Annotated in this window: 13 protein-coding genes and 1 riboswitch; of the genes, 11 read left to right on the forward strand and 2 right to left on the reverse strand. The window is 65.7% G+C overall.

The window, feature by feature from the left end:
• The first annotated feature begins 35 nt into the window (after window positions 1-35).
• The 11 genes from KUV82_RS03390 to KUV82_RS03440 all read left to right on the forward strand — a co-directional run bounded on the left by KUV82_RS03390 (window position 36) and on the right by KUV82_RS03440 (window position 18565).
• Window positions 36-1232, forward strand: coding sequence for a serine hydrolase domain-containing protein (locus tag KUV82_RS03390; protein ID WP_219955494.1), 1197 nt, complete (start codon window positions 36-38; stop codon window positions 1230-1232).
• A 76-nt stretch (window positions 1233-1308) separates the two neighbouring features.
• Window positions 1309-1405: riboswitch (glycine riboswitch) on the forward strand.
• A gap of 152 nt (window positions 1406-1557) precedes the next feature.
• Window positions 1558-2733: a glycine cleavage system aminomethyltransferase GcvT gene (gcvT, locus tag KUV82_RS03395; protein ID WP_219955495.1), complete on the forward strand. Its 1176-nt coding sequence runs from the start codon at window positions 1558-1560 to the stop codon at window positions 2731-2733.
• A 5-nt stretch (window positions 2734-2738) separates the two neighbouring features.
• Window positions 2739-3110 carry a glycine cleavage system protein GcvH gene (gene gcvH / locus KUV82_RS03400; RefSeq protein WP_219956195.1) on the forward strand — a complete coding sequence of 124 codons (372 nt, stop codon included), beginning with the start codon at window positions 2739-2741 and terminating at the stop codon, window positions 3108-3110.
• Between the two features lie 38 nt (window positions 3111-3148).
• On the forward strand, window positions 3149-4516 hold the full coding sequence (gene gcvPA / locus KUV82_RS03405; protein ID WP_219955496.1) for an aminomethyl-transferring glycine dehydrogenase subunit GcvPA: 1368 nt from the start codon (window positions 3149-3151) through the stop codon (window positions 4514-4516).
• A gap of 56 nt (window positions 4517-4572) precedes the next feature.
• The gene (gene gcvPB / locus KUV82_RS03410) at window positions 4573-6189 is read left to right on the forward strand and encodes an aminomethyl-transferring glycine dehydrogenase subunit GcvPB (RefSeq protein ID WP_258319877.1); all 1617 of its coding nucleotides are present in this window, start codon (window positions 4573-4575) and stop codon (window positions 6187-6189) included.
• A gap of 106 nt (window positions 6190-6295) precedes the next feature.
• Window positions 6296-8392, forward strand: a complete 2097-nt coding sequence (locus KUV82_RS03415; RefSeq protein WP_219955498.1) for an adenylate/guanylate cyclase domain-containing protein — start codon at window positions 6296-6298, stop codon at window positions 8390-8392.
• Window positions 8393-8414: 22 nt separating this feature from the next.
• Entirely contained in the window at window positions 8415-9107 is a 693-nt protein-coding gene (locus tag KUV82_RS03420) for a hypothetical protein (RefSeq protein ID WP_219955499.1), read from the forward strand.
• A gap of 86 nt (window positions 9108-9193) precedes the next feature.
• Window positions 9194-10597, forward strand: coding sequence for a multiheme c-type cytochrome (locus KUV82_RS03425; protein WP_375541235.1), 1404 nt, complete (start codon window positions 9194-9196; stop codon window positions 10595-10597).
• A 50-nt stretch (window positions 10598-10647) separates the two neighbouring features.
• Window positions 10648-12597, forward strand: coding sequence for a heme-binding protein (locus KUV82_RS03430; protein ID WP_258319831.1), 1950 nt, complete (start codon window positions 10648-10650; stop codon window positions 12595-12597).
• On the forward strand, window positions 12597-14447 hold the full coding sequence (locus tag KUV82_RS03435; protein ID WP_219955500.1) for a hypothetical protein: 1851 nt from the start codon (window positions 12597-12599) through the stop codon (window positions 14445-14447). Before KUV82_RS03430 ends, KUV82_RS03435 begins: the two co-directional genes overlap by 1 nt.
• Window positions 14447-18565 (forward strand): multiheme c-type cytochrome, encoded by a 4119-nt coding sequence (locus tag KUV82_RS03440; RefSeq protein ID WP_219955501.1) that lies wholly within the window; start codon window positions 14447-14449, stop codon window positions 18563-18565. The genes KUV82_RS03435 and KUV82_RS03440 overlap by 1 nt, the downstream gene beginning before the upstream one ends.
• Before the next feature lie 3 nt (window positions 18566-18568).
• Here KUV82_RS03440 and KUV82_RS03445 read toward each other — a convergent pair whose 3' ends face one another.
• Together KUV82_RS03445 and KUV82_RS14195 are read right to left on the reverse strand one after the other, a co-directional pair.
• A complete protein-coding gene (locus KUV82_RS03445) occupies window positions 18569-19423 on the reverse strand; it encodes a phosphodiesterase (protein ID WP_258319832.1) in 855 nt (284 codons plus the stop codon).
• 31 nt (window positions 19424-19454) lie between these two features.
• Entirely contained in the window at window positions 19455-21218 is a 1764-nt protein-coding gene (locus KUV82_RS14195; RefSeq protein WP_258319833.1) for a cytochrome c3 family protein, read from the reverse strand.
• Window positions 21219-21220 lie beyond the last annotated feature (2 nt).

The raw sequence follows: 21220 nt of genomic DNA on the forward strand, positions 1-21220 counted from the left end.
TGACACGGTGCCTGCGCGGCGGGCATCCCACTGCCATGCGTATTGCCCCCTTCGCCGCCGCCCTTGCGCTTGCCGGATGCGCCAGCATGCCTGAGCCCCCGCCCTCCATACCCGTCGTTAGCCCGGCTGCCGTCGTGGTGGCCTTCGATCGCGAAAGCGTCACGCCGCTGGCTGTGGAAGGGGTCGCCGACCGCGAAACCGGACGAGCCACCAACGCCGACGATCCGGTGCGTGTGGCTAGTATCTCGAAGCTGGTCATGGCCCTTGCTGCCCTGCGCCTCGTGGAGGAGGGCAAGCTGGAGCTCGACACGGATGTCTCGAACTATCTTGGTTGGAAGGTTCGTCACCCGGCTTTCCCGCAAGCGCCGGTCACACTGAAGCACATCCTCATGCACCGCGCTGCCCTTCGCGACGATGCAGGCTACGTCATCCCGCTTGGCGAGAGCCTTGAGGCAAAGCTGGCGGACCCGGCCGCCTGGTACACCGATGCGCCTCCGGGCGAAGCGCCGTTCGAATACGCGAACCTCGGCTCCCCTCTCGTGGCAACCGTGCTCGAAGCGGCGAGCGGCGAGCGCTATGACCGTCTGGTCGAACGCACGGTCTTCGCGCCGCTGGGTATCGAAGCCTGCTTCAACTGGATCGGCTGCTCGCCCAAACAGACCGGCCGTGCGGTGGTGCTCTACCGCAGCACGGGCGAAGTCGCGCGCGACGATGTCGCCGACCGTCCGCCCCATTGCGCCTTCCCGGTTGCAGACGGCGTCGCCTGTTCGCTCGATGGCTATGCGCCGGGCACCAACGCCTCGATTTTCTCGCCGCAAGGCGGGCTGCGGATCGGGATGGTCGACCTTGCGAAGATCGGGCAGGTCCTGGGCGGTGCGCGAAGTGATTTCCTCGCCAAGCTGCCCGACTACATCCGCGTTGCCGGATACGATGGACGCAACAGGGGGCAGGAGTTCTTCTGCTTCTATGGTCTCGGCATGCAGGTCATCCAGACCGGCATCCCCGGATGCGAGGATGTGTTGAGCGGTGACGGAACGGTCTACACCGGCCATGCCGGCGAAGCCTATGGCCTGCGGTCAGGGCTTTGGGTCGATACCGAAACCGGCAACGGCTTTGCCTATTTCGTGACAGCCGTTCCTGATCGCACGGCACCCGATGAGGGCGGCTTTGCGCCAGAGGAAATCGCGCTGGTGCGCCGTGCCATGGAAAAACCGGGCAATCCGGCCGAATAACCTCCCTTCGGGGAATTGACCGCAAGCGCACAATCGCGCAGGGCATTTCCCGTCGGCTGCAGGGGCGATTCTGCAGCAGGCGCGCACGGGAGAGACCGGGTGGCGGCGTCCATCCGGCGCCGAAGGAGCAACCGCCCCGGAAACTCTCAGGCTAAGCGGACCGTGCGGGCCATCGACACTCTGGAAAGCGCCCCCGGGTTCGGGTGGCCACCGAAGGGGTAAGCGCGCTCATCTGCGCGTCAGTCTCTCAGGTTTCCCGACAGAGGGGGCATGGGTTCATACCGCGCACCGGAAGGGGCGCGCCCATGCTTGCGAAGGACGGGACTTGAGCGACGATACCGAAGACCAGATTGTCGAAATTGAAACGCTGCCGCTCGATGCGTGGCACCGCAAGAAGGGCGCACGCATGGTGCCCTTTGCCGGCTACCACATGCCCATCCAGTACGAAGGCATCGTGACCGAACACGGCTGGACCCGTTCGCAGGCCGGCCTGTTTGATGTCAGCCATATGGGCCAGCTGATGGTCACGGGCGAAACGGCGGCCGAGGAACTGGAAAAGCTCCTGCCCGGCGCGATTGCTTCGCTGAAGCCCGGCAAGGTTCGCTATTCGCTGCTGATCGACGAAGAGGGCGGCATCCTCGACGACCTCATGGTCACCAACGCCACGCCCTGGATCGACGGCGACGAAGAAGCCGGTACCGAGGGCCATTGGGGCGAACCCGCCTACTACCTCGTCGTCAACGGTGCGACCAAGTGGGACGACATCGCCCATTTGCGCGAGCATCTCGACGACGCCGTCACGCTCACCCACATGGACGAGCATGCGCTGGTCGCGCTTCAGGGGCCCAACGCGGCCACCGCGCTGAACCGCGTGATGCGCAACGTCATCGACGACATGGTCTTCATGGAAAGCGTCACTCACGATTTCGGCGAATGGCCGCTCCGCATCACGCGCTCCGGCTACACCGGTGAAGATGGCTTCGAGATCTCGGTCCCTGCCGAATTCGCCGAAAGCCTCGCCGATCGCCTGTGCGCGGAAATCGAAGTCCGCCCCATCGGGCTTGGCGCGCGCGACAGCCTGCGCCTCGAAGCGGGGCTGCCGCTCTACGGCCACGACATCACCACCGAAACCGATCCGGTCTCCGCCGACCTGGGCTTTGCGCTGACCAAGCGTCGCCGCGAGGAAGGCGGCTGGATGGGCCATGAGAAGGTCATGAAGGTGCTGGAGGACGGCCCGGCGCAAAAGCGTGTCGGTCTTGCCATCGAAGGCCGCATGCCCGCCCGCGAAGGCGCGCTCATCTATTCGGGCGACAAGCAGGTCGGCCGCATCACCTCGGGCGGCTTTTCTCCCACGCTCGAGCGGCCCATTGCGATGGGTTACGTCGACACCGGCCTCGCCAAAGAGGGAACCGAACTCGAAGTCGAGGTTCGTAACAAGAGACTGCCGGCGAAGGTCGCATCGCTGCCCTTCGTCCCCCACCGTTATCACAGAGGGAAATGATCGATATGGCCCGTTACTTCACCGATGAGCACGAGTGGATCGACGTCGAGGGTGACCTCGCCACTGTCGGCATCACCGATTACGCGCAGGAACAGCTGGGCGATATCGTCTTCGTCGAGCTGCCCGACGTCGGCACCGTGATCGACAAGGGCAAGGACGCTGCTGTCGTCGAAAGCGTCAAGGCGGCAAGCGACGTCTACGCGCCGATCAGCGGCGAGATCATGGAAACCAACGACGCGCTGGAAGATGATCCGGCGCTCGTGAACACCTCGCCCGAAGAGAACGGCTGGTTCTTCAAGATGACCATTGGCGACAAGTCGCAGTTCGAAGGTCTGATGGACGCGGCCGCCTACAAGAGCTTCTGCGACGGGCTTTGACCCGCTGACGCCCGCGCGGCGGGCAATAAGGGACTGACATGCGTTACCTACCCCTGACCGATACCGACCGTTCGGCGATGCTCGACGTGATCGGCGCTGCCGATATCGACTCGCTCTTCGTCGATGTGCCCGAAGAAGCGCGGCTCTCCGGCCCGATCGAGGGCCTGCCGATGCACGCATCCGAAATGGCGGTCGAAAAGCACATGCGGCGGCTCTCGAAGAAGAACCTTGCGGCAGCAGACGCGGCGTTCTTCCTTGGCGCAGGGGCCTACAAGCATCATGTTCCGGCCAGTGTCGACCACATCATCCAGCGCGGCGAGTTCCTGACCGCCTACACGCCCTACCAGCCGGAAATCGCGCAGGGCACGCTGCAGATGCTGTTCGAATTCCAGACGCAAGTCGCGCGGCTCTATGGCTGCGCGGTGGCGAATGCGAGCATGTACGATGGCTCGACCGCCTGCTGGGAAGCGGTGGCGATGGCGAGCCGCGTCGCGCGCGGGAAGAAGCGCAAGGTCGTGCTCTCGGGCGCGCTGCACCCGCACTACGCCGAGGTCGTGAAGACTATGGCCAAGTTCACCGAGGACGAGATCGCCAGCGCTCCGCCCAGCCTGACTCCGGCGCCCGATGACGATGGCCTCATCGCCCGGATCGACGAGGACACGAGTTGCGTCGTCGTCCAGTATCCCGATATCCTCGGCCGCCTGCCCGACCTCGCCCGTATCGCGGACGCCGCGCATGAGAAGGGCGCGCTGCTGATCGCGGTGAACACCGAACCCGTGGCGCTGGGCGCGATCAAATCGCCGGGCGAACTGGGCGCGGATATCGTCGTCGGCGAAGGCCAGTCGATCGGCGTGGGCCTCAATTTCGGCGGGCCGTACCTGGGGCTCTTCGCCGTGCGCGATGAAAAGCACGTCCGCATGATGCCAGGCCGACTGTGCGGCGAAACCGTGGACGCGGAGGGCAAGCGCGGTTTCGTGCTGACGCTTTCCACCCGCGAGCAGCACATCCGCCGCGAGAAGGCGACCTCGAACATCTGCACCAATTCGGGCCTCTGCGCGCTTGCCTTCAGCGTCCACATGACGCTGCTCGGGGAAAAGGGCCTGCGCGCCCTCGCGACGGAGAACCACCGCCTGGCCTGCCTCGCTGCCGATCGCCTTGCAAAGGTGCCGGGCGTGAAGCTGCTGAACGAGGCCTTCTTCAACGAGTTTACCGTCCTGCTCGACGGCGATGCACGCCAGATCGTGCGCGACCTCACGAAGCAGAACGTGCTGGCCGGCGTCTCGCTCGGCCGCCTGTTCCCTGGCAACGAGGGGCTGTCGAACGGCCTGCTCGTCGCCGTGACCGAAACGACCACCGAGGAGGACATCGAAACCCTTGCCTCCGCGCTTGAGGAGGTGCTGGCATGAACGCGCCCAACGCATCCGGCTGGAAGCCCGGCACGCCCGTCGAAGGCCACAACGCCATGCACGGTCCCGATACGGCGACCGGCAACCGCGCGCTCATGCTCGAAGAGCCGCTGATCTTCGAGATCGGTTCCACCGACACGACCGGCGTGGACTTCGAATTCGCAGGCAAGCTGGACCTTGCGGGCGTCGAACAGCCCACGCCGCCGACGCCGATGAGCGAGACTACGAGCCGCCTCGGCGCCTTCTCACGCACGGACGAGATCGGCCTTCCGGGCCTTACCGAACCGGAAACGGTGCGCCATTACACGCGCCTCAGCCGTCAGAATTATGCGATCGACCTCGGCCTCTTCCCGCTCGGCTCGTGCACCATGAAGCACAACCCGCGCCTCAACGAGAAGGTCGCGCGCATGCCCGGCTTTGCCGATGTGCACCCGCTGCAGCCGGTCGACACGGTGCGCGGCGCGCTGGAAGTCGTGAACGAACTCGCCTTCTGGCTGGTCAAGCTGACCGGCATGCACAGCGTCGCGATGAGCCCCAAGGCGGGCGCGCATGGCGAGTTGTGCGGCATCCTGTGCATCCGCGCCGCGCTCGAGGCGCGCGGCGATGCGCGCAAGGTCATCCTCGTCCCCGAAAGCGCGCATGGCACCAATCCGGCTACCGCGGCCTTCGCCGGCTACGAGATCGAGGACATTCCCGCCAATTCGGATGGCCGCGTCGATCTCGACGCGCTGAAGGCCCGCCTCGGCCCCGATGTTGCTGGCGTGATGATCACCAACCCCTCGACGCTCGGCCTGTTCGAGCGCGACCTGAAGGCGATATCCGACGCGGTCCACGAGGCCGGCGGCTTCGTCTATTGCGACGGCGCGAACTTTAACGCCATCGTCGGCAAGGTCCGCCCCGGCGACCTCGGTGTCGATGCGATGCACATCAACCTCCACAAGACCTTCTCCACCCCGCACGGTGGCGGCGGTCCGGGTTCCGGCCCCGTGGTCCTGTCCGAAGCGCTCGCGCCTTTCGGGCCGCTGCCCTACACGGCGCGGACCGAGGACGGGGTGGTCCACCTTGTCGAGGAAGAAGACGCGGTCAGCTTCGCCGAGGAACACTTCGGCGGACCGCTCCAGCACTTCGGGCGCATGACGGCGTTCCACGGCCAGATGGGCATGTTCACCCGCGCGCTCGCCTATATCCTCAGCCACGGCGCGGACGGCCTCAAGCAGGTCGCGGAAGACGCCGTGCTAAACGCCAACTACGTCCTGCGTAGCCTCGAGGACGTGCTCGATGCGCCCTTCGGCCACAGCGGCCCGTGCATGCATGAAGCCCTGTTCAGCGATAAGGGTTTTGCAGAAGGGCTTTCGACGCTCGACCTTGCCAAGGGGCTGATCGACGAAGGCTACCACCCGATGACCATGTACTTCCCGCTGGTGGTGCACGGCGCAATGCTGGTCGAACCGACCGAGACCGAGAGCAAGGCCGCGCTCGACCAGTTCATCACCGCTCTGCGCAGCGTGGCGGGACGGGCCAAGGCGGGCGATGAAAGCCTCAAGACCGCCCCGCATTACGCTCCGCGCCGCCGCCTCGACGAGACGCTTGCGGCGAGGAAGCCGGTGCTGGCGTGGAAGGAAGAGGATGTCCCTCCCGGCCAGCCGACCATGAGCGAACAGGGCGGCCGCTAAGGCGGGAGACGAGGTAAACGGGGTTGCGGCCAAGCGCCGCTGCTCTAGAACCGACGCATAAGACGACGAAAATCGGGTCGCTCGATACACCGCGGAGGGGGCGGGATTGGGCGAAGGCAAGGACGACACTCTGCTGATTCGCGGCTGGCGCAATGTGCGCGAGGCCGGGCCGCGTCGTCTTGCGCTCACTGCAGTCCTCATCGTGATCGCGGTCCTCATCGCGCGCTTCAGTTGGGATATCCCCGCCGAATTCGTGCCGGAAGACATCCGGACCGAGGGCGCCGAACACGTCGATTTGAAAACGCCGGGCACGGGCGATGCCGAGCGGGCGCTCTACGATCTGCGCAGCTCGCTGCTGGCCGAGCGGATCGAGCAGGACGATCGCATCACCATGGTCGTCTATGATGACCAGACGCTGATCGCCGCACGCAAGCGCTCCCCGCTCGACCGGGGCATGCTTGCCGAGGCCCTGCGCGTGATCGACCAGATGGAGCCCAAGGCTATCGGGATCGATATCCTGTTCGACCAGCCGCAGGACGAGGATGCCGAGCTGATCGAGACACTGCGCGCGATGGAGACGCCTGTTTCGGTTGGCTACGCCAATTTCGCGACGAACGAGAACGACATCGTCTACGACCAACAGGTCTATCTCGAAGAGTTCCTCGCCCAGCTCGAAGGCAGCAACGCGCGGCCTGCCAGTATCCGGCTCGATAACACGCACGGCGTGACGCGGCGCTGGCCGAGCATCGAGCCCGGCCTGCCGCCGGTTCTCGGCCGAGCGATGCTGGCCGACGCAGGCGAAGAGGAAAAGACCTTTCCCGGCTATGAGGGCACGCTGCGCTATCGGCACCCCGCCTTCGAAGGCGAGCCGATGTACGTCACCCTTCAGATCGACAATTTCCTCGACGCGGACCTGATGGCGATCCCCGAGGTGCGCGCCATGCTGCAAGAGCAGATCGAAGGGCGCTATGTCCTCATCGGTGGCGACATCATCGACTACGACCGCGTCCAGACGACCTTCTCATCGGTGATCGGCGAGAACCCGCCGGGGCTGCGCGTCCATGCCGACATGATCGCGCAGATGCTCGACGAAGACCGGCGGGGCCGGGTAGCTGACCCGACCCTGTGGGTCATGGCAATGCTCGTGGTCGTGACGGCAGTCCTTACGGGTCTGCTGGAATGGGGCAGCTGGCGCATCTACGTCCTGCTCGTCGCGCAATTCGCCACCTTCATCGGCGTGCCCTTCGTGATGGAATGGCAAGGCGTGGATACGCTCGGCGTGCCGGCTGCCGGATGGCTGTTGGGGTGGATTATCGCCTTTTCCGCTGTCGTTTCCGCGGCCAGGGCCAGCGGCGCGGTGCAGCGCAATTTCGCGCAAGGCGCGCTGGGCAAATACCTGCCCCGGGAAATGGCCGAGGAAATTCTCGAGCACCCGCAGCTGCTCTCGCTCCACGGTGAGAAGAAGGAACTCTACGTCCTTTTCTCCGATCTCGAGGGTTTCACCAAGATGAGCCACGCGATCCCGCCGGAGATGGTCGCCAAGCTGCTCAACCGGTATCTCGACATGCTTTCCGACGTCGTGCTCGAGCATGGCGGCGTGATCGACAAATTCGTCGGCGATGCCGTGGTGGCTTTCTGGGGCGCTCCGATCGCGCGGCCGGATGATGGCGAACGCGCTGCCAGTTGCGGGTACGCCTTGTGGCAGGCAGGCGAAGCGTTCCGCGAAGAGGTCGCGGCGATGGATCCGAACCTGCCCAAGATCGGCAAAACGCGCGTCGGGCTGCATTTCGGTGAAGCGGTGGTCGGCAATTTCGGCGGCGACAACCGCATCCAGTACACCGCGCTTGGAGACAGCATGAACACCGCAGCCCGGCTTGAGGCGGCAAACAAGGCGCTCGATTCCAGTGTGATGGCGAGCCGCGAGTTTGCCGATCGTTCGGGGCTAGACTGGTGGCGGCCGATGGGCTGCGTCATACTGCGCGGACGGGCAAAACCAGTCGAGCTGATGGAGCCGGCACCCGATTTCCCCAAGGAGGATCGGGATCTGCTGGCGCGAGCATACAAGCTTGCGGCGGTTGGCAATGCTACCGCTGTGGACATCGTGCGCGACGTGATCAGCCGCCATCCGGCTGACAAGGCGCTGGAAAATCTGCTATATCGGATTCAGAATTCGGGTGATGGAGGGGCCTATGTCCTCGGTTAAGACGGTTGTTAAGGGCGCGGCGATGGCGATCGCGGCATTCGGATTCATGGGGAGCGCGCCCGTCCTTGCGGGCGTGGTGGTCAAGTCCAGCGGACCTTCCGCGGCTGATTTCCCTGTCGGCAAGAAGCTCAACGATGCCTCGAGCATCACGCTCAGGGAAGGGGACAGCGTAACCGTCCTTACGGACAGCGGGACGCGGGTGATCCGCGGGGCGGGGACCCACCGGGTCGGAGCGCGCGGCGCCAGCAAACGGACCGCCTTTGCGATGCTGACACGCCAAGGATCGGGCGCACGGGTGCGCACCGGGGCGGTCCGCGGTGCAGGACCGACTGCGGCGAGCAATCCGAACCTGTGGAACGTCGATGTCACCGCGCAAGACAGCAAGATGTGCCTGCCGGGCGGCGAGACGGTGACCTTCTGGCGGGCGGACACCGAGGGCGAGGAAACCTGGGTGCTCGGCTCGGCCACGTCCGATTTCCATGTCCATGTGACCTTCGACGAAGGCGATGCGACCGCATCGCTTGGCGCCGACGAGCTGCCGCTTACGCCAAGCAGCGCCTACGATCTGTCCGGCCCTGACGGCGGCGGCAAGCGCCGGGTCGAGTTCGTGACCTTGTCGCCCGTGCCGAACAACGCCGAGGATCTGGCCGTTGCGCTGGCGGAACAGGGATGCGGGGGACAGCTGGACCTGATGAGCGAAAAGCTCGCGAGCTGACAGAATACCGGTGGCCCCGCGGTAACGGGGCATTGGGGTCATGATCCGGGAAATAGCCTGAGACGTGGCCGATTGGGGGAGGACATATGGGAAGCAGCCAGCGTGACTGGCACGCACGCAAGGGCGGGTTAACCCGCCTGCTTGCCCTTGCGGTCGCCTTCGTGATCGGCGCGTCTGCCATGAGCGAAACCGGCAGCTCATCAGCCAAGGCTCAAGGCGCGGGCGCGCGCTTCGAAGGAGTTGCGACCTGCGCCGGTTCGACCTGCCACGGGCGCTCGGAAGGCAATGGGGCGGTCGTGCGCCAGGACGAAATCGCCACCTGGCAGGAACCCTCTTCGGCAAGCGGCGCGCACAGCCGCGCCTACTCGGTCCTTTCCAGCCGGCGCGGCCAGCAGATTGCGCGCTCGCTGGGGCTCGGCGCGGCCACCTCGGCGCCGGCTTGCCTCGGATGCCATGCGACCTACGTGCCCCAATCACGGCGCGGGGCGCGGTTCCACACCAGCGACGGCGTTGGCTGCGAAAGCTGTCATGGCGCCGCCGAAGGCTGGCTGCAGGTCCATTACGAAAAATCGGCCAGCCACGCGTCCAACCTGCGCGCCGGGCTGACCCCGCTGGAGAACCCGCAAGTACGCGCCAACATCTGCCTCGACTGCCATTACGGCAGCACGAAGACCGGACAGTTCGTGACGCATTCGATGATGGCGGCGGGCCATCCGCGCATTTCCTTTGAGCTCGACCTCTTCTCCTCGCTCCAGCAGCATCACGACGAAGACGCCGACTACGCCCGCCGCAAGCGCCGCACCGACAGCGTGCGCCTGTGGGCCGTCGGCCAGGCCGAAGCCGTGGCCCGCGCGACCGATCTTTTTGCCCGGCCTCGCTTCGGCATGCAGGGGATGTTCCCCGAATTCTATTTCTACGACTGCCACAGCTGCCACCGCGCGATCACTGACGGCCCTAACCGCAGGCTGACCTTCGAGACCAATCCGGGGCGGCCCATTCCCTTCGGCAACCCGCCCTTCAACGACGAGAATATCATCATGCTCTCGGCTGTCAGCCGAGCGCTGGCCCCGGGCGCAGGAGAGGACTTCAACGCGGCAAGCGTCGCCTTCCACCGCGCAATGGGCCGCGATCGGGCCAGCGCCCAGCAAGCGGCACAAGCCCTGCGCGCGCGGGCCCGGGCGCTGTCATCCGCGCTGGCCGCGCGCAGCTTCGGGAGCGCGGATGCTTATGCGGTGATTGCAACGATCGCTTCCAAGGCCACGGCCCCGCGCTTCACCGACTACGCCGGATCGGTCCAGGCCGTGATGGCGGTCGACACGCTGCTGAACGCGCTGGTTCGCGATGGCCGCGTAACGGTAGGGGCGGCGGCCGGGATCCGCAGTGATATCAACCGCGCCTATGCCGCCGTTGCTGCGCCCGAAACCTACCGGCCGGCTGCCTTCCGCAGCGCGCTCGGCACGGCAACTTCCGCCATCGGGGCGCTGCGCTGACTCGCCGCCGCGCCTCGGCCTGCCTTGCCGGCGCGCTGGCGCTGGCGCTGGTGTCGTGCGGTGGCGGAGGGGGATCCTCTAGCGGCGGTTCCGGCGGCGGTACGGGCAGCAGCGGAGGCGGAAGCTCGGGCGGCGGCACGCCCCCGCCCAGCACCGGCGGCCGCCTGTTCGCCGATCCGGCCCAGCGCTCGCTCTCGGTCGGCGATGTCCAGCAGATCATCGCGCAGGCCGTGGGGGAGGCGCAGGGGCGCGGCCTGTCGGGCACGATCGCGGTCGTGGACCGGGTGGGCAATGTGCTCGGCGTCTTCGTAATGACCGGCTCACCTGCGACGACGCGGATTAGCCGCCGGACCATCGACGGAATTGCGCCATCGGGCAGCGAGGTTGGCCTGCAAGGTGTCGAGGTGCCCACCGTTGCGGCGGCGATCGCCAAGGCCATCACCGGGGCCTATCTGTCGAGCAGCGGCAACGCTTTCTCCACGCGAACCGCCAGCCAGATCGTTCAGGAACACTTCCCGCCAGCCGCCTCGACCGTGGGCCTGGAAAGCGGCCCGCTGTTCGGTGTCCAGTTCAGCCAGCTGCCCTGCTCGGACCTGTCGGCGCGGATGAGCGACGGGATGATCGGACCGCAACGCTCGCCGCTTGGCCTTTCGGCCGATCCCGGAGGCTTCCCGCTCTACAAGGACGGGGTGGTCGTCGGCGGCATCGGTGTTGCAGGCGACGGCGTCTACGGTTTCCACCCGGACACGATCAACCGCGACCGGGACGACGAGGAATACGCCGCCCTTGCGGGTACGCAGAATTTCACCCCGCCGCGCTGGATCGAAGCCGACCGGATACCGGTGGACGGCACCAGCCTGCGGTATCGCGACGCCGCCGCCAGCGAGCTCGGGCCTCTTCAGACCAGTTTCGGAGCCGTGAACGGCCCCGCCGGCGGTCTCGTTTCGGTGTTCGGCTACACCAACGGGGCCATCCGCGCGGGCGTGGCTTACGGAACGAATGCCTCGGGTATCCGGCGCAGCACATCGAGCGAGTTCGCAAATCCGGATGCCTATGTGCTGGTCAACGGGGCAGGGGCACCGCGCTTCCCGATCCGCGGGGGCACGGATGGCGCCAGCATCAGCGCTCCGCTGAGCGCCGCGGAAGTGCGCGCCGTGCTGGAAGAGGCCTTCACCGTACTCAGCCGCGCGCGGGCCCAGATCCGCCGCCCCCTGGACAGCCGGATGCAGGCGACGATCAGCCTCGTCGATACGCACGGCGCGGTGCTCGGCATCGTGCGGTCGCCCGATGGCCCGATCTTCGGGACGGACGTCTCGCTCCAGAAGGCGCGCACAGCCGCGTTCTTCTCCAATTCGGTGGCGGCCGGGGACATGCAGGCTGCGGGGCCCACCATCGCCCGCTACGTAACCCGGGTGCGCGATTTCCTCGGCGATGGGAGCGCCCTGACCGGTACCTTCGCCTTCGCCGACCGGTCGGGTGGCAACCTGTCGCGGCCCTATTTCCCTGATGGCGAGGTCGGCACCATCGCGGGACCCTTGTCGGTGGAACGGCCGGGCCAGTTCAGCCCCTTCATGACCGGGCTGCAGACCGACCTCATCATCCCGAACCTCTTCCAGCACCTCGGCTTCGTGATCTCGGGCGGGGGCAGCGCCGACACGCCGCGCGGCTGCACGCAACTGCCCGATGCACCCGGCGGCGGGAAGCGTGTGGGCAACGGCATCCAGATTTTCCCGGGCTCTGTCCCGATCTACCGCGGCAATGAGCTTGTCGGCGGGATCGGGGTGTCGGGCGACGGGATCGACCAGGACGACATGGTCAGCTTCCTCGGTCTTCACAACGCGGGCCAGCGCGTTGGCGGGATCGGCAACGCGCGCGTCGAAATCCGCGCAGACCGGATCGTGGTCAACGTGAACGGGCGCGATGTGCGCCTGCGCTACGTGAATTGCCCCTTCGCGCCGTTCCTCGACGATCCGGCGCAGAACGTCTGCGAGGGGCTGTGATGCTGGCGGGCGCTTTCATGCCGCTGGCGCTGGTGGTCGCAGCGCAGCAGGAACTGCCGCCGCAGGAAGAACCGGCCAGCGAGTTGCCGACCGTCAATCCCGAACCGGGCGAGCCGCCTGCCGTCGACAACGAAGTGATCGATGGCCGCCGTCGCCCCGATTACACCGAACCTTTGCCGGACGAGGTCTCGCAGACAAACGAGGGCGCGGTGCGCGCCCCGCCGCCCGAAGCCTTTCCCGTCGATCAGATCCCGATCCCGGACCGCTGGCGGCTGATCGAAAGCCTTGGCGTGGTCAAGGAACGCTGGTGGGACCCCTACAACCAGAACACCTACAAAGGCGACCGGCCGATCAATCCGGACAAGGTCCCCTGGCTGCCGATCACCGGCGACGACTGGTTCTTCATTGCCAATGCGGTGAGCGACACGGTGTTCGAACCGCGCACCTTCCCGATCCCCGTCGGCGTGCAGACCACCGAGCGCCCCGACAGCCTCGACGTTTTCGGCAAGGATGCGAGCTATGTCCTGTCGCAGACCTTCATTGTCGGCGCGGCGCTGCTCAAGGGGAGCACCGCTTACAAGCCGCCCGATGTCGAATACCGTGTCACGCTGGCGGCGAACCTCAACTATGTCGACGTGCCCGAGCGGCGCGTTCTGTTCGTCGAACCGAGCAAGCCCTCGCACCGCTTCGACCACTTTGTCGGCGTGCAGGAAGCCTTCTTCGACTACCACTTCCGCAACGTGTCCGACCGCTACGATTTCGACAGCGTGCGCATCGGGATCCAGCCGTTCCAGGCCGATTTCCGCGGCTTCCTGTTCAACGACAACCAGCTTGGGGTGCGGTTCTTCGGTACGCGCGACAACAACCGCTTCCAGTACAATTTCGGCGGCTTCTGGCGGCTGGAGAAGGACACCAACAGCGGGCTCAACGCGATCCTTCAGACCCCGCGCGACGATTACGTGTTCTACGTCAACGCCTACCGCCAGGACTTCCTGATCCCAGCGCTGACCAGCCAGCTGACCTTCGTGTGGAACGCCAACCGCGAGAGCGACGACGTCCAGATCGACGACAACGGCTTCCCGGTTCGTCCGGCCTTGCTCGGCTCGCTGCGCGGGCGCGAGTACGATGCGTTTTACATCGGCTACAACGCTGATGGCCGGATCGGGCGGATCAACCTGACGGGCAGCGCCTATTACGCCTTTGGCGAGGACCGCAATTCCTTCTTTACCGACCGGCCCGCCGACATCAGCGCCTTCTTCGCCGCGCTCGAGGCGAGCTATGACCGGGACTGGATCCGCTTCCGGATATCGGGCGCCTACGCCAGCGGCGACGGCGATCCGTATGACGACAAGGAAACCGGCTACGACGCGATTTTCGAGAACCCGGTCTTTGCCGGCGCGGACACCAGCTACTGGATACGCCAGACCATTCCCTTTGCCGGTGGCGGCCGCGCGATCAGCGTCAACGGACGCAACGGCATCCTCAATTCGCTGCGCAGCTCCAAGGAACAGGGGCAGTCGAATTTCAACAATCCGGGCCTGATGCTGCTTGGGGTGGGTGCCGATTTCGACATCACCCCGGAATTCCGCCTTTCGGCCAACGCGAACCATTTATGGTTCGAGAATACCGCCACGCTTCAGGCGCTGCGCAACGAGGGCTCGATCCCCAAGGAGATCGGCTGGGACCTTTCGGCCGCGGCGATCTGGCGGCCCAAGGCGACGCAGAACATCGTGTTCCGCCTGTCCGCCGCCGCGCTCATATCGGGTGACGGCTTCGACGACCTGTTCACCTCCCTCGGCAATCCGGGCGCCTATTATTCGGTGCTCGCCAACGCGATCCTGACCTACTGATGCGCGCGCTCTCCCGCCTCTTCCTCGCGATCGGCCTGATGCTCCTGGCAGGGGCCATGGGCCTGCGTGCGGCGGAAAAGGAAAAGCCGGTCAAGCGCGACTACAGCCTCGTTACCGCCGCTCCCGCGCCGCGCATCCAGACCGAAGAGCAGATGGCGGCGAAGTCGGCTGGGTGTTTCTCCTGCCATGTGCGCACCGACGAGCCGACGATGCACGAGACGCCCGCCGTCCGGCTTGGCTGTGTCGACTGCCATGGAGGCAATCCCAATGTCTTCGGCGACAGCGAATTGTCGCATGACGATGTGGCCTACATCGCGGCGCGCGATGCGGCCCATGTCCTGCCGACCTATCCCAAGAGCTGGCACTGGCCGTCCTCGGCCAATCCCAAGCGGTCCTATGCGCTGCTCAACAAGGAAGACCCGGTCTTCATCCGCTTCGTGAACCCCAGCGATTACCGCGTGGTGCGCGAGGCCTGCGGCGCATGCCATATCGAGACGATCGAGGCGGCCGAGCGTTCGATCATGGCTTCAGGGGCGATGCTGTGGGGCGGGGCGGCCTACAATAACGGGATACTGCCTTTCAAAAGGTATATCCTAGGCGAAGCCTATACCCGCGACGGCAAACCGGCGAAGATCGAGAGCCCCGGCGCACCGCCCGCTACGCTGACCGAAAACCAGAAGGCGCGCGGAGCGATCGAGGCGCTCTACCCCATGCCGACCTGGCATGTGATCCCGCCGGCCGATGTCTTCCGCGTGTTCGAACGCGGCGGCCGCAACGTGGCATCGCAATTCCCCGAAGTCGGCATCCCTAACCCGACCGGCCTCATCCAGCGGCTGGAAGAACCGGGCCGGCCCGATCTCAAGCAATCGAACAGGGGCCCGGGCACGGGGCTCCGCGTCGCGATCCCCGTGCTCAACATCCACAAGACCCGGCTCAACGACCCGTTCATGTGGTTCATGGGCACGAACGACCAGCCCGGCGATTATCGCCATTCGGGCTGCGCAGGCTGCCATGTGGTCTACGCCAACGACCGCGAGCCGCGCCATTCGCTGACCTACGCACAATACGGACGCGACGGGCAAAGCGCGACCGTGGACCCGACCATCGCTTCGCTGCTCGAGGGCGGCCACGGCGACGGCGAGGGATATGGCAGCGGTCACGGGGCGGTGAAGAAGCCCGGGCATTCGGACGACGAGCCAGTGAAGGAAAAAGGCCACCCGATCCGGCACAGCTTCACCCGGTCGATCCCGACCGCGCAGTGCATGAACTGCCACATGCACCAGCCCAACATCTTCCTCAATTCCTACCTCGGCTACACCATGTGGGATTACGAAAGCGATGCGCCGCACATGTGGCCCAAGGAGCAGAAGTATCCCACGGCAAAGGAGGTCCGCGCCGTCCTCGATCGTAATCCGGAAGGGGCCGCGCCGAAGGGCAAGTGGGCCGACCTCGATTTCCTGCGCAACGTCTACGATCTCAATCCCGATCTCAGCGACACGCAGTTTGCCGATTACCACGGGCACGGCTGGAACTTCCGTGCGATCCTGAAGCGCGACCGTGAGGGGAACCTGCTCGACAAGGACAACAACATCGTCCCGCACGACGATCCGGAGAAGTGGCGGCGCGAGGGTGAGGGCAAGTTCGTCGAGGTCGGGGTGAACCCGGGCAAGACGGTCCACATGATGGACATCCACGCCGAAAAGGGCCTCCAGTGCGCCGACTGCCACTTCGGCCAGGACAGCCACGGCAACGGCCTCATCTACACCGAGGTCGCCAACGCGGTGGAGATCGGCTGCAAGGACTGCCATGGCACGGCGGATGCCTATCCCACCCTGCGGACCAGCGGCCCGGCTGCGCCGCCCAAGGGCACCAACCTGGCGCTGCTGCGCAATCCCGATGGCAAGCGCCGGTTCGAGTGGGCCTATGGCGAGGATGGCCGGCAAGTGCTCATCCAGCGTTCCATTGTCGATCCCGACCTCGAATGGGAAGTCAGCCTGACTCGCGAAAGCGTCGATCCCACAGCGCGCGATTTCAACGCCAAGTCGGCGCGCGCCAAGCTGATGAGCCGGACGGGCGCCGAAACCGGCCGGTTCGAATTCGGCACCGGGGTCGCGCCCGAAGACCGCGCGCATGGCACGGAAGAAATGGCCTGCTTCACCTGCCACCTTTCCTGGACCACCAGCTGCGGCGGGTGCCACCTGCCGATCGAGGCCAACTGGAAGACCAAGTCGCACCACTACGGCAGCGAGGAAACGCGCAATTTCGCCACCTACAATCCGCAGGTCGCGCGCGACCAGATGTTCCAGCTCGGCCGCCACCAGACGACCAAGGGCAACCAGGTCGCCCCGATCCGTTCAACCAGCGCGCTGGTGCTGTCTTCGACCAACATCAACCGCGAACGCATCTATGTGCAGCAGCCGCCGGTCGCGGCGAGCGGCTATTCGAGCCAGGCCTTCGCGCCGCACTTCCCGCACACCGTCCGCTTGACCGAGACCAAGACTTGCAGCGACTGCCATCTCTCGGCCGCGGAAGACAACAATGCGATCATGAGCCAGCTGCTGCTGCTCGGCACCAATTTCGTGAACTTCGTCGGCCTCAACGCCTGGGTCGGCCTCGACACTGGCTTCGAGGCGGTGCGCGTGACCGAATGGGACGAGCCGCAGGCGGTGCTGGGCAGCTACCTCCACCGCTACGCCTACCCCGACTACTGGCGCATGCACGTCGAGGACAACGACCGTGAGCTCAAGGACTGGGTGCGTGGCAAGACCTTCGATGGGGACGTCAGCGGCGAGACCAAGGCCTTCGAACAGTTCGCCAATGTGCACGAGGGCACGCGCGACGGCGTCGGCTGCCTGCAGCTGCGCGGCGAATACATGTTCGTCGCCGAAGGGAAAGGCGGCTTCCGCGTCTACGATGTGGCATCGATTGCCAACAAGGGCGTCTCCGAACGCATCCTCACCGCTCCCTTCAGCGCCATGGGGCACGACACGCGGGTGAAGACGAAGAACGCCACTTGCATGGCGCTCGCCACCAACCAGCCGGTGCGGCCAGACCGCAACAAGGCCATGGCCGCGACTCCGGTGAACGATGCCGAGGGGAACCCGGTCTTCAACGAAGACGGCACGGCGATGACCCTGCTGCAGGTCAACCAGGAACAGCCGATGAAGCCGATCTACGATTACGCGGTGATCACCGATGCAGTCGAAGGCCTCGTGCTGGTCAATGTCGAGACGATGGCCGACGGCGAGTTTCGCAACAACAAGCTGAAGCGCTCGCGCTTTGCCGATGGCAGCAAGGCGTGGAACCCCGACGGCGTGCTCGATGGCGCGCGGCACATAACGCTTGCCGGCGACATCGCCTATGTCACGGCCACGGCCGGTCTCGTCACCATCGACCTTGCCAATCCGCTGGATCCGCAGCTGACGTCGGTGCGCCTGCTGGCCGATGCTCGCGCTTCGACAATCCAGTTCCGCTACCTCTGGGTCACCGACGCGGACGGCGTGAAGCTGTTCGATGTCACCGATATGCGAGAGCCCGTTGCCGTGCCTCAGGCGACCGTGCCGTTGGCCGATGCGCGGCGGGTCTATGTCGCGCGCACCTATGCCTATGTGGCGGCCAAGCAGGACGGGCTGGTGATCCTCGATGTGACCCGCCCGCTGTCTCCAAAGGTCTACCAGCGCGTGACGCTCGATGGCGCTCTGAACGATGCCGAGGACGTGATCGTCGGCTCAACCAACGCGACGCTCTTCGCCTATGTCGCCGATGGACGAAACGGGCTCAAGGTGCTGCAACTGACGACGCCGGACAGCCAGCCCAATTTCTACGGCTTCAGCCCTGCGCCCAAGCCCGAACTCATCGCCTGGGCCAAGACCAAGGGCGCTGCCCTGTCGCTCAGCAAGGGGCTCGACCGGGATCGCGGGGTGGACGAGACCGGCGGGCAGATGGCTGTGTTCGGCCGGCTCGGTTCGCGGCCCTTCAACCGCGCCGAAATGGAAAGGCTGTTCCTCACGCGCGCAGGTGTGCCCTGGAAGGTCTCGGACGAGCCGGACATGAGCGCGTGGGTCGGGGGTAGCGGCCCCTGGCTGGACCGCAGCCGGGCGGCGATGGGCGGTGACTAGGCCCTAGCGGCGCTCTTGCTTCATTTCCCGGATCATGGGCTTCAGGTGCTCCCCGTAATAGGCCAGCACGTCCCAATCGCCGCAGCTCTCGTAATGCGTGATCAGGTCCTGCCCGTTCCAGTAATGCAGCGCGTAACTGGGCGGTTCGGTCGTGATAAGCGCACGGTTGTCGGCCCGGTTCTCATCGACGGGGCGCAGGTCGAGCGCCACCAGCGGTGCGACCGAGGGCGTGATGCCCAGCGGGATGCCGCGAAAGCATGCGCTTACCCGCCGGTGCAAGTGCCCGCAGTGGATGCCCCGGATCGCATTCTCGTGACCCTCTACCGCTTCGGCAAAGTGGGTGATCCACTGTTCGTCCGCGGCCGGATCCATCCAGTCTATCCCGCTGACAATGGGTGGGTGGTGCATGAAGATAACGCAGGGCCGCCCCTGACCGTCTTCAAGCTGCGCACGCAGCCAGTCGCGCCGCTGCTCGCAGAAGGCGCCGCCGTGGCGTCCTTCTTCGAAGGTATCGAGGCAGATGATGCGCAGGCCATCGCGCTCGATAACGTAGTGGAGGAACCCCGTCCCATCGTCCGGCGTGCCGGGAAAGGCCTTGCGCAGCTCTTCGCGGGTGTCGTGATTCCCGACCAGCGGAAGCACAGGGCAGGGAAAATCGGAGAGGATGGCGGCGATCTTCTCGAAGCTATCCTGGTCGCCGTGATCGGTAAGGTCACCCGATAGCAGCAGGAAATCGAGCGTGTGCGGCGCCTTCTCGAAACGGTCGAGAACCTGCCGGAAACGGATCCGGTTGAGCTCTTCCGGACGCGCATCGGGATCAAAGCCGATGTGGATGTCGGTGATCTGGGCGATCAGCAAGGCGGCTCTCCTCTGGGCTCCTGTCGGCCGGTCATTCGGTCCCCTTTCGCCGGGACGACAGGCGGACGACGCGCTCGGCCTGTTCTTCGACCGGGGCGTCCTCACGCCGCTGGAAGGTCGGGGGATGGTAGCTGTGGCACATCGCGCATGTCGAGGGGACGTCGGCCTCGATCGCTTCGGCGCCCTGATGGCATTCGCGGCAGGTGGCGAGCGTCGGCAAGATGACGTCGCGCGCGCTGCTCGATGTGTCGGCGGCGTGGCAGCTGGTGCAGTCTTCCTGCTCATGCGCCTCGTGGTCGAAGCGCCCGTTGAGGAAATAGCTGCTGCGCTGGAAGACCGGCATGACCGTGGCCTCCCCGCCAACGGTCGTGGGCACATGGCATTCGCCGCAAACACCGCCTTCCGACAGTGCGCGGGTAATGCCGATGTAGTTCTGGGTCGGCCTGCCGAACTCGAGGAAATAGCGCCCGCCGCGCTTGAATTCGCCCGGTCGTCTTAGCCCGCTGGTGATAGGCGAGCGCGGCGCGCGGTCCATGGCGATCAGATCGGCCCGCATGGCGGCAACGTCGCCATGGCGCAGGCTGCGGAAGGTCGACCCGACCTTGTCGTAGACAAGGCTGTGGCAGCTTTCGCAATCGCTCTCCATCTCAACGGGCAGGAAGCCGTTGCGGTCGTCGGTCGGGCGGTGGCAGTCGGAACAGACCAGCGCTTCGCCGTAATCGGGAAGGTTACCCGCCATCCGGGCGACTCCGTTGGTCTTGGACAGGTGCATGTCATGGGGGAAGCGCAGGCCGTGCTCTTCGCGCGCCTTGCCGTCGAGGGTTACTCTCTTCGTCTCGCCTTCGCCAAGCGTGTGATGCACCAGCGCCTGCAGTTCGGGATGGTGGGTGCCAAAGTCGTGCGCGTTGCCGAGCGCGGTGTCGGTGAGGCGAGTGTCCATGTCGAGATGGCAGCTGGAGCAGAATTGCTGCGCGGCTGGCTCCATGCGCCCAGCGCCTTCGTGCTCGGTGTGGCAGGTGGTGCAAGCCTCCGGGCCTTCCTTGCCAAAGGCGTCCGCGACTTGCCACAGCAGCGCATCGCCGGTGGGGAAGGGGCCGCGCGAGATGGCGAGGCGATCACGCCCGGCGTGGTCGCCGATATCCTTGTGGCACGTCAGGCAGGTCTCGTCGCGAACCGACACGAAGGGCTCGACGTGGCATGCCTCGCAATTCTGTTCGAGAGCGTGATGGGCCTTGCTGAGCTTGCCCGTGCTCCAGCTCGCGTCCCACATGACCTGGTCTGCGTCGTAGGCACCGGGCTGCTTCTCCTCGCGGGTCAGGTTGGTCCAGATCGGGACCACGAGGAACGCGCCGAGTATGACGAGCACCCCGATCCACGCCGCGACCCGCTTGCTCGGCATGGCGGAGGCGAGGTCGAAGCCGCGCACGGCATCGCGGTTTCCGAATTCCTTCTCTTCGCGCGTGACGCTTACGAGGACCTGTCCGTCGCTCTCGCGTGAGAAGGCGAGGGTGTAGACGCCGAGCAGCAGCGCGCCTCCCTTCGCCGGATCGAAGGTGACCGACGTGCGCTTCGACCCATCGAACGTGAAATCGCGGTTTGACGCAGCGCTCATTTCGAGACGTCCGCGGTCGGTTTCCTCGACTTTGACATGGTGCTGTTCGACCGCGAGATCGGGCACGACGATATCGTTGCTGGTGGCCCGGCCGATGGTCAGCGTGTCGCCGTCCACGGACCGTTCGCGCAGGATTTCGCGCCCGGTGGCGGTGTGATCGATCGTGCGGATGAGGAAGGTCAAGT

This window comes from Qipengyuania flava (assembly GCF_019448255.1).
In the GTDB taxonomy this organism is placed as follows: Bacteria; Pseudomonadota; Alphaproteobacteria; order Sphingomonadales; family Sphingomonadaceae; genus Qipengyuania; species Qipengyuania flava_A.

Coding starts and splice junctions, on each gene's coding strand:
- KUV82_RS03390 (WP_219955494.1), top strand. CDS start 36: ATGCGTATTGCCCCCTTCGCCGCCGCCCTTGCGCTTGCCGGATGCGCC.
- gcvH (WP_219956195.1), top strand. CDS start 2,739: ATGGCCCGTTACTTCACCGATGAGCACGAGTGGATCGACGTCGAGGGT.
- gcvPA (WP_219955496.1), top strand. CDS start 3,149: ATGCGTTACCTACCCCTGACCGATACCGACCGTTCGGCGATGCTCGAC.
- gcvPB (WP_258319877.1), top strand. CDS start 4,573: ATGCACGGTCCCGATACGGCGACCGGCAACCGCGCGCTCATGCTCGAA.
- KUV82_RS03420 (WP_219955499.1), top strand. CDS start 8,415: ATGGCGATCGCGGCATTCGGATTCATGGGGAGCGCGCCCGTCCTTGCG.
- KUV82_RS03425 (WP_375541235.1), top strand. CDS start 9,194: ATGGGAAGCAGCCAGCGTGACTGGCACGCACGCAAGGGCGGGTTAACC.
- KUV82_RS03435 (WP_219955500.1), top strand. CDS start 12,597: ATGCTGGCGGGCGCTTTCATGCCGCTGGCGCTGGTGGTCGCAGCGCAG.
- KUV82_RS03440 (WP_219955501.1), top strand. CDS start 14,447: ATGCGCGCGCTCTCCCGCCTCTTCCTCGCGATCGGCCTGATGCTCCTG.